We start from the raw sequence: 15,312 nt of genomic DNA, 5'->3' as shown, positions 1-15,312 counted from the left end.
CGCGGGTTCTCTCTCGGCGACCCTCCTGCGAGGATCCGCGGAACGGGACGGACTACAGACCGACCTCGCGCATCAGCATGCCGACCTCGGTGTTGGTCAGGCGGCGCAGCCAGCCCGACTTCTGGTCGCCCAGCTCGATCGGCCCGAAGGACGTGCGCACGAGCTTGTCGACCGGGAACCCGGCCTCCGCCAGCATGCGGCGGACGATGTGCTTGCGGCCCTCGTGCAGCGTCACCTCGACGAGGTAGTTCTTGCCGACCTGGTCGAGGACGCGGAAGTTGTCGGCGCGGGCGTAGCCGTCCTCCAGCTCGATGCCGTCCTTGAGGCGCTTGCCGATGTCCCGGGGCAGGGAGCCCGTGATGGACGCGACGTACGTCTTCTGCACGCCGTACTTGGGGTGCGTGAGGCGGTGGGCGAGCTCACCGTGGTTGGTGAGCAGGATGATGCCCTCGGTCTCGGTGTCGAGCCGGCCGACGTGGAACAGCCGCGTCTCGCGGTTGGTGACGTAGTCGCCGAGGCACTGGCGGCCGTCCGGGTCCTCCATGGTGGAGACGACGCCGGCGGGCTTGTTCAGCGCGAAGAACAGGTACGACTGGGTGGCGACGGTCAGGCCGTCCACCTTGATCTCGTCCTTCGGCTGGACGCGCTTGCCCTGCTCCAGCACGATCTCGCCGTTGACCTCGACGCGGGCCTGCTCGATCAGCTCCTCGCAGGCGCGGCGCGAGCCCATGCCGGCGCGGGCGAGCACCTTCTGCAGGCGCTCCCCCTCCTCCTCGGCGCCCGGGAAGGTCTTCGGGGTCTTGATCACGGGCTTGTCGGCGTACCGGTCGCGCACGCGCTCCTCGATCCGCGCGTCCAGCTCGCGGGGGCGCGACTGGCCGCTGCGGCTGCCGGGACCGCGGCGCGGGCCGCCGGCCCCGCCGATGCCGGGCGTCTTGGAGGTCTTCGGTCCGCCCTTGGCGCCACCGCGCGCGGAAGCGCCACGGGCACCGCCCGAACCGCCCCGGCCGCCGTCGGAGGCGCCGCGGGCACCGCCGCCGCCCGCCTTGGGGCCGCTGCGGCCCGACCGCTCGCCCTCGGGGCCGACGTCGTAGCGCCGCTCCTCGGGGCGGGGGTTGCGCGGACGCTGGGGCGCCTGATCGCGGTCACGGTCGCGGTCGCGGAAGCCGCCCGATCCCGCTCCCGAGCCGCCGCCGCGGTAGCCACCGCCGCCGCTGCCGCCGGAGCCGCCGCCGCGGTAGCCCCCGCCGGAGCCGGAGCCGCCGCCGCGGGAGTTCCCGCGGCCGCCACCACCGCCGCCGCTGTTCCTGTTGCCGCCGCCGTTGCCGTTACCGCTGCTTCGCATCAAAGTTCCGTCGTCTTGTCGTCTTCATCGGTATCCGGTGCATCCGGATCGAACGACGGAACACCCTCTTGCGTCTCGGCTTCGATCGCGTCCGCCTCGGGGAGGAAGGGCGCGAGCTCCGGGAGCTCGTCCAGGCCGCGCAGGCCCATCCGCTCCAGAAAGTAGTTCGTCGTCCTGTACAGGATCGCACCTGTTTCGGGTTCCGTGCCCGCCTCGGCCACCAGACCGCGCTGGAGGAGGGTCCGCATGACCCCGTCGCAGTTGACTCCGCGCACCGCCGAGACCCGCGAGCGGCTCACCGGCTGGCGGTACGCGACGATCGCCAGCGTCTCCAGGGCCGCCTGGGTGATACGGGCCTGCTGGCCGTCCAGCACGAAGGCCTCGACCGCCGGGGCGTACTCGGCGCGGCTGTAGAACCGCCAGCCGCCGGCGACGGGGCGCAGCTCGAATCCACGCCGCTGCACGGTGTACTCGTCGGCGAGCTCGCGCAGGGCGTCCGCCACCTCCCGCGGGCTGCGCTCCAGCACCTTCGCCAGGTGCTCCTCGGTCGCGGGCTCGTCCACGACCATGAGGACGGCCTCCAGGGCGCCCTTGAGCGCGAGCCCGGCCGTCCCGGCCCGATCGGCCACCTCGGTCATTCCTTCGCCTCCACGATCTGGTCGAACTCGTCGGTCACCGTCGGCATGCCGTCGCCGTCCCCGCCGCTCCAGCGCACCGTGAGCGACCCGAGGGCCAGCTCCTGGTCGAGGACCACCGCCTTCTCGCGGTAGAGCTCCAGGAGGGCCAGGAAGCGCGCGACGACGGTGAGGGTGTCGGGTGCGTCCTCGGTGAGCTCCTGGAAGGTCGCCTCGCCCCGGGCCTTGAGCAGGGCGACCAGCAGCCCCGCCTGCTCGCGCACGCTGACGAGCGGGGCGTGGATGTGGTCGACGTACACCTGCGGCTCGGCGCGGGGGCGCATGGCCTGGACGGCGAGCCGGGCGAACCCCTCGGTGCCGATGCTGATGACGACCTCGGGCAGCAGCTCGGCGTGATGGGGCTCCAGCCCCACGGTACGGGGGTACCGCCGGCCCTCGTCCCGGGCCCAGTCCTGGAAGAGCGCGGCGACCTGCTTGTACGCGCGGTACTGGAGCAGCCGTGCGAAGAGCAGGTCGCGGGCTTCGAGGAGGGCGAGGTCGGCCTCGTCCTCGACCTCGGCGGCGGGCAGGAGGCGGGCGGCCTTGAGGTCGAGGAGGGTCGCGGCGACGACGAGGAACTCGCTGGTCTGGTCGAGGTCCCAGTCGGGGCCCATGGCGCGGATGTACGCCATGAACTCGTCGGTGACCTGGGAGAGGGCGACCTCGGTGACGTCGAGCCGGTGCCGGGAGATCAGCTGGAGCAGCAGGTCGAAGGGCCCCTCGAAGTTCGACAGCCTCAGGGTGAACCGCCCGCCGCCCGGCCGGCCGGCCTGAGGCTCGGCGGCCCGGGCCACCGGCGGCGCGGACCCCGGACCAGCACCCTCACGGCCGCCCCGCCCGGGCCCCTTGTCCTCAGTGCCGGCCGCCCGCGGGGCCGCGGGGACGGCGGAGTCACCCGGGGGGTCCACCGCCGGTACCGTCGGGACGAAGGCGCCTGCCCCCGGAGCCCCGCGCTCCGGGCCGCAGGCCCCGGCGGCCGGATCCGTTGCCTCACGGCCGCCCGGCCCGGGGCCCCGGCCCTCCGCGCCGTCCTCCTGCGGGGCCGCCGGTGCAGCGGAGCCCGGGCCGCGCCCGAGGTGGCGGCGGGTCGGGCGGCCGGATTCGGCGGGAGAGGGCATCGGGATCCAGGTTCGTGGTGGTACGGAGGCGACCGTGTCAGCAGCCTAACCACCGCCCCGCCCGCTCCCGCCGACCCCGCCCCACCGACACAGCCCCGACCGAGTGGCCAATCCCCCACCCGGCTCGCGGCCGGCCGGCCGGTACCCGCCCACTGGACGCCCGCCTGGTCACCGCAGCCGCGCGCCCCTCCACCTTCAAGACGGACGACCGGGCCGGCGGACCGCCTGGGATCGTGGACTCCGCAGGCGGCCGCTGAGGCCCTCAATGGCGGCGGGGCGCCGGGCCCGCGACCTGCCCGTGGGGGCAGCCGGGCCGCGCCGCAAGACGGACGGCCGGAGCGGCCGAGGGTGACGCGGCGCCGGACGGCCCGTGCTCGTGCGGTCTCCGCAGGCGGCCGCTCAGGCCACCCGTGGCGCCGAGGGCGCCGGGCCCGCGCCGGTCGGCGGGGACGGCCGACGGCCGCGCGGCGGCGGGGCGCCCGGGATCGTGCGGGTTGAGCAGGCAGCCGCTGGTGCCGGGCGTGGGCAGTGGGCGGGACGGGCCAAGGACGGGCGCTGCCTCCTGGGCCGGGCCGCACCGCCGGGCGGGCAGGGTCTCAGAGCCCGGGTTCCGGGCGGGTCGGGTGGCTCCCGGCGGCCCCGCGGGGCCGGGAACGGGCCCGGGCAAAGGCCCGCAGGGGGGTCAGCGGCCGCGGAGGCGGCGGACCAGGATGCTGGCGTCGCCGCGGGATTCAAGGTCGGCCAGGACCACCGCCACCGCCTCGCGGACGATGCGGCCGCGGTCGACCGCGAGCCCGTGCTCCCCGCGCAGCACCAGCCGCGCGTGCTCCAGGTCCATCAGCTCCTCCGCGGAGACGTAGACCGTGATCTTCTCGTCGTGCCGCTCACGCCCGCTGGGGCGTCGGTTCGCGCCCCGGCCCTGCCCCTTGCCGGACCGGGGCGAGGACGCCCCGGCGGCGCTGGCAGAACCTTCCTGCGGCCGCCGCTGCCCGCCCACCGGCGGCTCCGGCGAGGACGAGGGCACGGCCGGAGCGGAGGGGGGAGCCGGCTCCTCCGCGCCCCGCCTCGGCGAGGACGACTGCAGCGCCATCCCCCCGGTCGTACGGAACAGTTCGTCGGCTCCGGGCAGACTCACTCGGCGGGACACCGGGCGAGCACCTCCCTGGCCAGCTGGCGATAGGCGGCGGCACCGACGGAGTTGGAGGCGTACGTGGTGATCGGCTCACCGGCGACCGTGGTCTCCGGGAAGCGCACCGTACGGCCGATGACCGTGTGGTACACGTGGTCGTCGAACGCCTCGACGACGCGCGCCAGCACTTCACGGCTGTGCACCGTACGGGAGTCGTACATCGTCGCGAGGATGCCGTCGAGTTCCAGCTCGGGGTTGAGCCGCTCCTGCACCTTCTCGATCGTCTCGGTCAGCAGCGCCACCCCGCGCAGCGCGAAGAACTCGCACTCCAGGGGGACGATGACCTTGTGAGCCGCCGTCAGGGCGTTCACCGTCAGCAGGCCGAGCGAGGGCTGACAGTCGATCACGATGTAGTCGTAGTCCTGCATCAGGGGCTTGAGCGCCCGCTGGAGCGTGGACTCGCGCGCGACCTCGCTGACCAACTGCACTTCGGCGGCGGACAGGTCGATGTTGCTCGGCAGCAGGTCCATGTTGGGAACGGCCGTCTTGAGCAGCACCTCGTCGGCCGACATGCCCCGCTCCATGAGCAGGTTGTAGACCGTCAGGTCGAGTTCCATCGGGTTGACGCCGAGGCCCACGGACAGCGCGCCCTGCGGGTCGAAGTCCACGAGCAGCACGCGCCGCCCGTACTCGGCGAGCGCGGCACCCAGGTTGATGGTCGACGTGGTCTTGCCGACGCCGCCCTTCTGGTTGCACATCGCGATGATCGTCGCGGGACCGTGGTCGGTCAGCGGGCCCGGGATCGGGAAGTACGGCAGCGGCCGTCCGGTCGGGCCGATCCGCTCGCGGCGCTGGCGGGCAGCGTCGGGGGCGAGAGTGGCCGCGTACTCGGGGTCGGGCTCGTACTCCGCGTCGGGGTCGTAGAAGTGCCCTTCGGGCACCTGGTCGTAGTCGGCGAATCCCACGGGCTGTTCGCCGCTCGGGTCGCCGGCCCTGGAGTTCACGTCTAGGCCGTCCATGCTCTTTTGGGGCGTCGTCATGTGCTGGTGGTTTGCGAAGGTGCGGACTGCGACGGAGCCGACAGCCTCGGCCCCGGCGGGACCTCGGCCCCGCTCTGGCGTTCCTGCTCGACCACCCCCAGGAGCAAATGTCGACTCATTCACAAGTCGTCTTACCTCCTCGGACGTGACCAGGACACTTATCGATAGGTCAGCGTGGCACCATGCCGACGGTTGGCGACTCTATGGCGTGTCACCACTCAGCGGCAACACAATCCACCGGACCCGCCGCGTTGTGTCGGCAAGCGAACACCACTCTGTCAAGGGCGTACGAGCTGTCACTACGAAGTTTCGCGGGTGTGCGAAAGGGTTAAAGGGTTACGTTCGAGGCGAGTTGAGCGGGGTCCCCGCGCGCCGCGCAAACGCGTCCGGCCGGACCTTGCGGGCAAGGTCCGGCCGGAGACGTGAGATTGACGTCAGTCGTTGACGGTTCAGCCCAGCAGCGTGTTCAGCGGCAGGACCTCGAGGCCGTGGGCCTCGGCGACCGGGCCGTAAACGACCTTGCCGTCATGGGTGTTGAGGCCCAGCGCGAGCGCCGGGTCACGGCGCAGCGCCTCGACCCAGCCGAGGTTCGCGAGCTGCACGATGTACGGCAGGGTCGCGTTCGTGAGGGCGTAGGTGGAGGTGTTCGGCACGGCGCCCGGCATGTTGGCGACGCAGTAGAAGACCGAGTTGTGGACCTGGAAGGTCGGCTCGGCGTGGGTGGTCGGACGGGAGTCCTCGAAGCAGCCGCCCTGGTCGATCGCAATGTCGACAAGGACACTTCCGGGCTTCATCTTGGCGACGAGCTCGTTGGTGACCAGCTTGGGGGCCTTCGCACCCGGGATGAGGACCGCGCCGATGACCAGGTCGGCCTCGATGACGGCCTTCTCCAGCTCGTAGGCGTTGGAGACGATCGTCTTGATCTTCGTGCCGAAGATCTTGTCGGCCTCGCGGAGCTTGTTGATGTCCTTGTCGAGCAGGGTCACGTGGAAGCCCATGCCGATGGCGATCTGCGCGGCGTTCCAGCCGGACACGCCACCGCCGATGACCACGCACTCGCCGGCGTGGGTGCCGGGGACACCGCCGGGGAGCACGCCGCGGCCGCCGGCCGAGCGCATCAGGTGGTAGGCGCCGACCTGGGGAGCCAGGCGGCCCGCGACCTCGGACATCGGGGCGAGCAGCGGGAGCGCGCGGCCCGCGAGCTCGACCGTCTCGTACGCGATGGCGGTGGTGCCGGACTCCAGCAGGGCGTCCGTGCACTCGCGGGAGGCCGCGAGGTGCAGGTAGGTGAAGAGGGTCTGGTCCTTGCGGAGACGGTGGTACTCCTCCGCGATCGGCTCCTTGACCTTCAGCAGCAGGTCGGCGGTCTGCCAGACCTCGTCGGCGGTACCGAGGATCTCGCCGCCCGCGGCGACGTACTCGGCGTCCGTGATCGAGGAGCCGACACCGGCGTTCTGCTCGATGAAGACCTGGTGGCCGTTACGGACCAGCTCATGCACGCCGGCGGGCGTGATGGCGACCCGGAACTCGTTGTTCTTGACCTCGCGGGGGATGCCGACCTTCATCGTCGATCACGGTCCTTGGCTCAGGGGATATTACGGGGCACTTCCATACATACCCGCCCACAAGAACGCGCAACGGGATGCACCACGAGATGACGTGGTGAAGCCAGTCTAATGAAGGATGAGGCGCTGTCTAGCCTTGCAAACAAATAATCTCAGTCGGAATCACTGCGGATTTCGCAGGCTGCGGGGTCGTCTCCCAGCAATCTGTCCGCCGCCGACCTGTGCAGTCGGGCCGCCGCCGGGTCTCCCAGCCGGTCGAGCGTGTCGGCCAGTCGCACCTGGAGGGCGGCCTGGAGCCGCAGGTCCCCGGCCTTGCGCGCCAGCTCGACGGCCTGGCGGCAGGTGTGCAGGGATTCCGTGGGCCTTCCGGCGTACTCCTGAATGCGCGCCATCTCGCTCAACGCCTTTGCCTGACCCGGGACATCGGCCAGTTTCCGGTACCCCGCGGCGGCCGCGCGCCAGCTGCGCAGGGCGTCCCCGTACCGGCCCGCGTACGTGTGCACGTTGCCCAGCCGTCCGTACAGCCGCGCCTCGTCCGCCCGCTCCCCCCGCGCGAGGGCCTGGGACAGGGCCCGGCCGAACCAGTCGCAGGCCCGGTGCCAGTCGGCCAGCTCCTGGTACGCACCGCCTACGGATTCCATCGCACGGCCCGTCGCGTACGGGTCGTTCGCCGCCTTTCCGGCGTCCAAGGCGGCCCGGTAGCGCTCCAGTGCCTCGTGCGTACGGCCCGTCTCGGCGTCCAGGTCGGCCAGGTTCAGCAGCGCCGCGGCCCGCTCCCGGTGCAGGCCGCGGCGCTCGGCGACGTCCAGGACCAGCCGGTGCAGCCCGTACAGCTCGGGCGCGGCGGCGGTGGTGCCGCGGTGCTCGGCCAGGGCCCGTACGAGGGCGGCGACCAGCCGCCGGGCGAGGGTGTCCAGCTCCCCGTCGGCCACGGCGAGGGAGGCCGAGGCCGTCAGGGCGGGCAGCCGGGTGTCCAGCCAGGTCGCCGCCGCCCGCCGGTCGGGGAAGCGCAGCGCCCGCGGCAGCCCGTCCAGCCGCTCCCGTACGTGTTCCTCGTCGTCCGCGGCCATGGCCCGGCAGGAGCCCAGCAGGCGTACGGTCCGCTCCAGCATCCGGGCCCGGGCCAGCTGCACCTCGGCCGGCCGCTCCTTGGTCTCCAGCAGCGCCCGCAGCAACGGCGCGAGACAGCCGGGCAACAGGAAGAGCCCGTCCTGCGCGTGCCGTACGAGGCCCAGCCCGGCGAAGTCCTCCAGGACGGACTGGGCGGCGGCGACGGAGCAGCCGGCGAGGGCGGACGCGGTGTGCGAGTCGACGATCCCGGCGGGCGCGAGCGGAAGCAGCCGCAGGGTGCGCTGGGCGGGCTGCGGCAGGGACTCGTACACGAGCCTGAAGGCGCGCCCGAGCGGTCCGTCGGCGCCGGGCGGCATGTCGTGGAGCTGCTTGGCCAGGTCGGCGACGGAGGCCTGGGGGTGGGCGGCGAGCCAGCCCCCGGCCAGGCAGAGCGCGGCAGGCTGCCCCCCGCACTCCTGGGCGAGGGCTTCGGCGGCGAGCGGGTCGACCGTGATCCGGGTGTCCCGGATGCCACCGGCGAGCATCTTGACCGCGGAAGGGGTGTCGAGCCCTCCGAGGGTGCACGGGCGCACATCCGGAATCCCGGTGAGGGGCCCCTCGGCGGTGACGACGACCAGGCATTCGGGGGTGTCCGGCAGCAGCGCGTCGACCTGGTGCGGATCGGCGGCGTCGTCCACGAGCAGGACGGCCCGCTTCCCCTTGAGGGCGGCGCGCAGGGCCGAACTGAGGTCGTCCTCCCCGGCCCCGGGCGGGGTGGGCCGCCCCAGCCCTTCCAGCAATGTCCGCACCGCCCGCTCGGTGGCGACGGCCCCGCCGCCGGGCAGGGTGAGCCGTACGCGCAGCAGCGCGTCGGGGTAGTCGCCGCGTACTTCCCGTACGAGTTCCTCGGCCAGCGCTGTGCGCCCCGAGCCCGGACGTCCGGCGATCAGGAGCACCCGCGCGCGGGGGGCCTTGGCCTTGCGGCCCGAGAGGGTGTCGAGTCCGGTCCGCGCGATGTCCTCGCGCAGCTCCTTGAGCTCACGCCGCCGCCCGACGAAATCCGTCACGGATCCGCTCCTCTCCCTGCCTTAGGGTTGCCGAGCGTAGTTCACGCAGAGCGACGGTCCGTGTGGAGCGCGGCTGGTGGATCGCCCGATCGGATCAGCCGATCGTCACATCACCAGCCCATCCGGCCCAGCGGCCGCTCCCCGCCGGCCCCTACGCCTCGAACGGGCGGGCCGGCCACGGCGCGAGGGCCGGGCGCAGGGAGTCCGTGCCGCCTTCGCCGGCGAGGGCCGCGGACAGTGCGAGGACCCCGGTGACCAGGCCGGGGTTGCCGAGTTCACCCGCGAGCACCCCGCGCACCAGCTCCTGGAGCGGTACCCGGGCCACCAGCATGTCGGCCTCCTCCTCGGACACCGCGAAGCGCTCCCCGGGCGCCGGTGCGAGGTCCCGGGCGAGGAAGATCCGGATCGCTTCGTCCGAGCCGCCGGGGGTGGAGAAGAAGTCGACCAGCACCCGCCAGTCGCTGGCCACGACGTGCGCCTCCTCGAACAGCTCCCGCTGGGCGGCGTGCAGCGGGTTCTCGCCGGGCACGTCCAGCAGGCCGGCGGGCAGCTCCCACAGCTTGTGCCGCACGGGGTGCCGGTACTGGTTGACGACCAGGACGCGCTGCTCCTCGTCGAGCGCGAGCACGCACACGGAGCCGGGGTGCACCTGGTAGTCGCGGCGCACCACGGCCCGGTCGGGCATGCGCACCTGATCCGAGCGGACCGCCGTCTTCGCGCCCTGGAAGGGGGTGCGGGAGGCGACGACCTCCCAGCTCTCCGGGGTGTCCGCGATGTCTGCGGCGATGTCCGTCGCGATGTCGGTGGCCTCGTCCTTGCCCATGCCCATACCTTCCCGAGAAACGTAGGCAGCCGGGGCACGATCCGTGCCCCGGCTGCCTACGTTATGCGCTTACGCGATCACTTCGCCGACTGCTGGCGCTCCACGGCGGCCTTGACCAGGCCCGCGAAGAGCGGGTGCGGCCGGGTCGGGCGGGAGCGGAGCTCCGGGTGGGCCTGGGTGGCCACCAGGTAGGGGTGGACCTCGCGCGGGTACTCGACGTACTCGACGAGCTTGTTGTCCGGGGAGGTGCCCGAGAAGACCAGGCCGGCCTTCTTCTCCAGCTCGCCGCGGTAGGCGTTGTTCACCTCGTAGCGGTGGCGGTGGCGCTCGTCCACGTACGCCTGGTCGCCGTAGACCTCGCGGACGATCGAACCCTCGGCGAGCTTGGCCGGGTACATGCCCAGGCGCATGGTGCCGCCCAGGTCGCCCGCGCCCTCGACGAAGGCCAGCTGCTCCTCCATGGTCGAGATGACCGGGTGCGGGGTGGAGGCGTCGAACTCGGTGGAGTTCGCGTCCTCGATGCCCGCCAGGTTGCGCGCGGCCTCGATGACCACGCACTGCAGACCCAGGCACAGGCCCAGCAGCGGGACCTTGTTCTCGCGGGCGTAGGTGATCGCGCCGACCTTGCCGTTGACGCCGCGGTCACCGAAACCGCCGGGCACGCAGATCGCGTCGACGTCGCCCAGCTGCGCGGCGGCGTCCTCCGGCGTCTTGCAGTCGTCGGAGGTGACCCACTTGATCTGGACGCGGGCCCTGTTGGCGAAGCCGCCGGCGCGCAGCGCCTCCGTCACCGAGAGGTAGGCGTCGGGCAGGTCGATGTACTTGCCGACGAGCGCGACCTTGACCTCGTGGTCGGGGTTGTGGACCCGGTCCAGCAGGTCTTCCCACACCGTCCAGTCGACGTCGCGGAAGGGCAGGTCGAGCTTGCGGACGACGTAGGCGTCCAGGCCCTCGGTGTGCAGCACCTTGGGGATGTCGTAGATCGACTTGGCGTCGATCGCGGCGACGACCGCGGCCTCGTCGACGTCGCACATCAGCGAGATCTTGCGCTTGATCGAGGTCGGCACCTCGCGGTCGGCGCGCAGCACGATCGCGTCGGGCTGGATGCCGATGTTGCGCAGCGCCGCGACCGAGTGCTGGGTCGGCTTGGTCTTGAGCTCACCGGACGGGCCGATGTAGGGGAGCAGCGAGATGTGGACGACGAAGACGTTGTCGCGGCCGACCTCGTGGCGGACCTGGCGGACGGTCTCCAGGAACGGCAGCGACTCGATGTCGCCGACGGTGCCGCCGACCTCGGTGATGACGACGTCGACGTCATCGGTCGCCATCCGCCGGATGCGGTGCTTGATCTCGTTGGTGATGTGCGGGATGACCTGCACGGTGTCACCGAGGTACTCGCCGCGCCGCTCCTTGGCGATGACCTGCGAGTAGACCTGGCCGGTGGTGACGTTGGCCGAGCCGTCGAGGTCGACGTCGAGGAAACGCTCGTAGTGACCGATGTCCAGGTCGGTCTCGGCGCCGTCGTTGGTGACGAACACCTCGCCGTGCTGGAAGGGGTTCATCGTGCCCGGGTCGACGTTCAGGTACGGGTCGAGCTTCTGCATCGTGACCCGCAGACCGCGCGCCTTGAGCAGCGCACCCAGGCTGGAGGCCGTCAGGCCCTTGCCGAGGGACGAAGCGACACCCCCGGTGACGAAGATGTGCTTGGTCGTCATGGCTGTGCTGTTTCGAAAAGCAGCGGGCGGCATCGCCAAGAGGGGGCTCCCGTGGTCGCGAAGTGAGGTGCGTCCGGCGCGGCCACCGTCGAACCGGAGGCTCTCAGGGGGCGCCGAAGCTGCGGTTTCGGGGCTCCTGATTCGCACAGGCGGGCCACCGGTCCACGGGGTACCAGCCTATCAGCGCCCGGACCCGTCCGCCTCCGGCCACGCTCCCCAACCTCGCGGGGACCAGGTTGGCGGCCGTCCGCGCGGGGTATCCGTCCTGGTCACCCGTTCGGACGAGTCGCATTGTCCCGGGGCTTAAGGAGATCACTAGTGTGCCGTCATATCCTGCTCGAATATCGCTGCACGACCGCGCCGAGCAGACCGGCCTACGGTGTAACCACGCCACGTCCGGCAATCTAGGCTCGACGCGGGGATCCCTACACACAAGAGACCGCGCATCCGCGCATTGCAAGCGCCCTCAGGGGCGGACGTGGCTGTTCGACTGGAGATGCAACGTGTCCGGGCGCATCGAGGATTACGCACTGATCGGCGACATGCAGACCGCGGCTCTGGTCTGCCGGGACGGATCCGTGGATTGGGCATGCCTTCCACGCTTCGACTCCCATGCTGTCTTCGCGAGCATTCTCGGCACCGAGGAACACGGGTTCTGGCGGGTCGGCCCCGCGGTCCCGTCCGGCACCCCGGCCCCCCGGGCCGACCGCCGGCGCTATCGCGGTGACTCCCTGGTGCTGGAATCGGAGTGGGACACACCGCGGGGGACGGTGCGCGTCATCGACTTCATGCCTCCTCGTGAGGACCACGCCCCGCAGCTGATCCGCATCGTCGAGGGGGTCAGCGGCCGCGTCCCCATGCGCTCCGCCCTGCGCATGCGCTTCTCCTACGGGCGGATCGTGCCCTGGGTCCACAAGGTGGACGGGCGCACCGTCGCCGTCGCCGGTCCGGACTCGGTCTGGCTGGACACCGACGCGCAGACCTACGGCAAGGACCTGACGACGTACTCCGACTTCACCGTCCGGCCCGGCGACCGGGTGACCTTCGCCATCAGCTGGCAGCCCTCCCACAAGGGCGCCCCGGACAACCCGGACGCCGAGGCGGCGCTGGAGGCCACCACCGACTTCTGGCGGAACTGGGTCGAGCACTGCACGTACCACGGCCCCTACCGGGAGGCGGTGGTCCGCTCCCTGATCACCCTCAAGGCGCTGACGTACGGCCCCACGGGCGGGATCGTCGCCGCGCCGACCACCTCCCTGCCGGAGGAGATCGGCGGCGTACGGAACTGGGACTACCGCTACACCTGGCTGCGCGACGCGGCGATCACCCTGTCCTCGCTGCTGCGCACCGGCTACCGCGACGAGGCCTCCGCCTGGCGGGACTGGCTGCTGCGGGCGGTCGCCGGCGACCCGGAGAACCTCCAGATCATGTACGGGATCGCGGGCGAGCGGGAGCTGGGCGAGACGGAGCTGGACTGGCTGCCGGGCTACGAGAACTCGCGCCCGGTCCGCGTCGGCAACGGCGCCGCCCACCAGCTCCAGCTCGACGTGTACGGCGAGGTCACCGAGGCCCTGCACCTGGGCCACATGACGGGACTGGCCCGCAACGACTACGCGTCGGTGCTCCAGCTCAAGCTGATCCGCTACCTGGAGACGCACTGGAACGAGCCGGACGAGGGCATCTGGGAGGTGCGCGGGCCGCGCCGCCACTTCGTGCACTCGAAGGTGATGGCGTGGGTCGCCGTGGACCGCACGGTCAAGCTGATCGAGAGCGGGGACGTGGACGGCCCCCTGGAGCGCTGGCGCGAGCTGCGCGACGAGATCCACGCCGACGTCTGCGAGAAGGGCTACGACAAGGAACGCAACACCTTCACCCAGTCCTACGGGTCGAAGGAACTGGACGCCTCCCTGCTGCTGATCCCGCAGATGGGTTTCCTGCCGCCGGACGACAAGCGGGTCATCGGCACCATCGAGGCGATCCAGCGCGAGCTGTCCACCCCCGACGGGTTCATCCTGCGGTACCCGACGGCCGGTGAGGACGCCGGCGTCGACGGCCTCGAGGGCGACGAGGGGGCCTTCCTGGCCTGCTCGTTCTGGATGGCCGACGACCTCGCGATGATCGGCCGCGTCGACGAGGCCCGCCGGCTCTTCGAGAAGCTGCTGTCGCTGCGCAACGACCTGGGCCTGCTGGCCGAGGAGTGGGACCCCAAGCTCCAGCGGCAGGTGGGCAACTTCCCCCAGGCGTTCAGCCACGTCCCGCTGATCGACACCGCGCTGCGGCTGACGGCCAGTGGGGCCTACGGAGGCTGACGCCGCTCCCGGCGCGCTCCGCCGCGCCGGGAGGGTGGCTCCCGCCTAGGCTGGAAGGGTTCTTCGCCCTCCAGGGAAGGAGGGGTGGGTCATGGCACCCTTCTCCAAGGCGGCCACGGCGCTCGCGGCGCTCCGTGAGGATCTGGCCGGGGAGGTCTTCGCTCCCGGTGACCCCGGCTACGACGGGGCCCGGACCGTCTTCAACGCGATGATCGACCGAAGGCCGGCCGTCATCGCCCAGTGCGAGAGCGTCGGCGACGTCGTCACCGCCGTGCGTTTCGCGCGGGACCTGGACCTGCACGTCGCGGTGCGCGGTGGCGGTCACAGCGTCGCCGGGATGGCCGTCAACGACGGCGGTGTCGTCATCGACCTGCGCCGGATGCACGAGGTGACCGTCCACCCGGCGGCCAAGGCCGTACGGGTCGAGGGCGGAGCCACGATGAGCCACCTTGACCGGGCCTGCCAGCCGTACGATCTGGCCACCACCGGCGGCCGGGCCTCCACGACGGGTGTGGGCGGCTTCGTCCTCGGCGGCGGAAGCGGCTGGCTGGACCGGAAGTTCGGGCTGGCCGTGGACAACCTGCTGGGCGCGGAACTGGTCACCGCGGACGGCAGCGTGGTGGAGGCCACCGCCGACGAGAACCCGGAACTGTTCTGGGCGCTGCACGGCGGCGGCGGGAACTTCGGCGTCGCGACCTCGCTGACCCTGCGCCTGCACGACCTGCCGGCCATGTCCATCGCGTTGCTGCTCTACCTCCCCGAGCACGGGCCCGACGTGATCCGTGCCTTCCGGGAGGTCGTGGAGGCCGGGCCGCCCGAGCTGAGCGGCGCCGCGCTCTACCTGACCGGGCCGCCCGAGGAGTTCGTACCGCCGCACCTGGTGGGGAAGCTGATGGCGGGCGCGCTGGTGACCTACACCGGCCCCGAGGAGGAGGTCCGCAAGCTCGCCGGGCCGCTCCTGGCGATCCCCCACGAGGTGGAGATGGTGACGGGCATCCCCTACGCCGATCTCCAGTGCATGCTCGACGATCCGCCCGACATGCGGAACTACTGGTCCGCCGAGTACCTGACCGGGCTGCCGGACGAGTTCGTGAACGCCTTCTGCGCCCGGGGCGAGACCATGCCGGTCCCCACGGGCACCCAGCACCTGCTCATGCCGCAGGGCGGCGCGATCGCGGCCGGCCCCCGGAAGTGGCCGGTGCCGTACCGCGACGCGCCCTGGGCCGTGCACCCCTTCGGCATCTGGGAGGACCCGGCCGACGACGAGCGCTGCCGGCAGTGGGTCAAGGACGTCCGCGCCGACGCCCGGCCGTGGAGCACCGGCGCGGTGTACCTGAACTTCACCGGGGACGAGGGGGCCGAGCGGGTGGCCGCCGGGCTCGGCGCCGAGAACCTGGCGCGGCTGGGCAGTGTGAAGCGTCAGTACGACCCGGACAACGTCTTCCGCTTCAACCACAACGTCAAGCCGCTGTAGGGG

At 72.0% G+C, this 15,312-nt stretch carries 11 protein-coding genes; 2 read left to right on the top strand and 9 right to left on the bottom strand.

Annotated elements, in window-relative coordinates:
* Nucleotides 1–52: 52 nt before the first annotated feature.
* From ACIA6C_RS23780 to ACIA6C_RS23740, 9 genes are all read right to left on the bottom strand, one after another.
* The gene (locus ACIA6C_RS23780; protein ID WP_399278753.1) at nt 53–1,345 is read right to left on the bottom strand and encodes a pseudouridine synthase; all 1,293 of its coding nucleotides are present in this window, start codon (nt 1,343–1,345) and stop codon (nt 53–55) included.
* A complete protein-coding gene (gene scpB, locus ACIA6C_RS23775) occupies nt 1,345–1,983 on the bottom strand; it encodes an SMC-Scp complex subunit ScpB (protein WP_399278751.1) in 639 nt (212 codons plus the stop codon). Before scpB ends, ACIA6C_RS23780 begins: the two co-directional genes overlap by 1 nt.
* Nucleotides 1,980–3,137 carry a segregation/condensation protein A gene (locus ACIA6C_RS23770; RefSeq protein ID WP_399278749.1) on the bottom strand — a complete coding sequence of 386 codons (1,158 nt, stop codon included), beginning with the start codon at nt 3,135–3,137 and terminating at the stop codon, nt 1,980–1,982. Before ACIA6C_RS23770 ends, scpB begins: the two co-directional genes overlap by 4 nt.
* Before the next feature lie 682 nt (nt 3,138–3,819).
* Nucleotides 3,820–4,284: a hypothetical protein gene (locus tag ACIA6C_RS23765; protein WP_399278747.1), complete on the bottom strand. Its 465-nt coding sequence runs from the start codon at nt 4,282–4,284 to the stop codon at nt 3,820–3,822.
* Nucleotides 4,269–5,429, bottom strand: coding sequence for a ParA family protein (locus ACIA6C_RS23760; RefSeq protein WP_399278745.1), 1,161 nt, complete (start codon nt 5,427–5,429; stop codon nt 4,269–4,271). Before ACIA6C_RS23760 ends, ACIA6C_RS23765 begins: the two co-directional genes overlap by 16 nt.
* Before the next feature lie 326 nt (nt 5,430–5,755).
* A complete protein-coding gene (gene ald / locus ACIA6C_RS23755) occupies nt 5,756–6,871 on the bottom strand; it encodes an alanine dehydrogenase (protein ID WP_399278743.1) in 1,116 nt (371 codons plus the stop codon).
* 152 nt (nt 6,872–7,023) lie between these two features.
* Entirely contained in the window at nt 7,024–8,988 is a 1,965-nt protein-coding gene (locus tag ACIA6C_RS23750) for an AAA family ATPase (protein WP_399278741.1), read from the bottom strand.
* Between the two features lie 151 nt (nt 8,989–9,139).
* Nucleotides 9,140–9,811, bottom strand: coding sequence for an NUDIX domain-containing protein (locus ACIA6C_RS23745; protein ID WP_399278739.1), 672 nt, complete (start codon nt 9,809–9,811; stop codon nt 9,140–9,142).
* A gap of 77 nt (nt 9,812–9,888) precedes the next feature.
* The gene (locus tag ACIA6C_RS23740; protein ID WP_361133765.1) at nt 9,889–11,559 is read right to left on the bottom strand and encodes a CTP synthase; all 1,671 of its coding nucleotides are present in this window, start codon (nt 11,557–11,559) and stop codon (nt 9,889–9,891) included.
* Between the two features lie 470 nt (nt 11,560–12,029).
* On the opposite strand from ACIA6C_RS23740, the gene ACIA6C_RS23735 reads away from it, so the two are divergent.
* Nucleotides 12,030–13,835: a glycoside hydrolase family 15 protein gene (locus ACIA6C_RS23735; RefSeq protein WP_399278737.1), complete on the top strand. Its 1,806-nt coding sequence runs from the start codon at nt 12,030–12,032 to the stop codon at nt 13,833–13,835.
* A gap of 91 nt (nt 13,836–13,926) precedes the next feature.
* A complete protein-coding gene (locus ACIA6C_RS23730) occupies nt 13,927–15,309 on the top strand; it encodes an FAD-binding oxidoreductase (protein ID WP_399278735.1) in 1,383 nt (460 codons plus the stop codon).
* The last annotated feature ends 3 nt before the right edge of the window (nt 15,310–15,312 follow it).

This window comes from Streptomyces sp. NPDC051578, from assembly GCF_044454045.1.
In the GTDB taxonomy this organism is placed as follows: domain Bacteria; phylum Actinomycetota; class Actinomycetes; order Streptomycetales; family Streptomycetaceae; genus Streptomyces.
The sequence above is the reverse complement of the archived record's forward strand: the minus strand, read 5'-3'. Positions and strand labels throughout refer to the sequence as shown.

Bases quoted from the DNA above. Each gene is read 5' to 3' on its own strand.
- ald (WP_399278743.1), bottom strand. From the start codon at position 6,871: ATGAAGGTCGGCATCCCCCGCGAGGTCAAGAACAACGAGTTCCGGGTC.
- ACIA6C_RS23740 (WP_361133765.1), bottom strand. From the start codon at position 11,559: ATGCCGCCCGCTGCTTTTCGAAACAGCACAGCCATGACGACCAAGCAC.
- ACIA6C_RS23745 (WP_399278739.1), bottom strand. From the start codon at position 9,811: ATGGGCAAGGACGAGGCCACCGACATCGCGACGGACATCGCCGCAGAC.
- ACIA6C_RS23730 (WP_399278735.1), top strand. From the start codon at position 13,927: ATGGCACCCTTCTCCAAGGCGGCCACGGCGCTCGCGGCGCTCCGTGAG.
- ACIA6C_RS23770 (WP_399278749.1), bottom strand. From the start codon at position 3,137: ATGCCCTCTCCCGCCGAATCCGGCCGCCCGACCCGCCGCCACCTCGGG.
- scpB (WP_399278751.1), bottom strand. From the start codon at position 1,983: ATGACCGAGGTGGCCGATCGGGCCGGGACGGCCGGGCTCGCGCTCAAG.
- ACIA6C_RS23780 (WP_399278753.1), bottom strand. From the start codon at position 1,345: ATGCGAAGCAGCGGTAACGGCAACGGCGGCGGCAACAGGAACAGCGGC.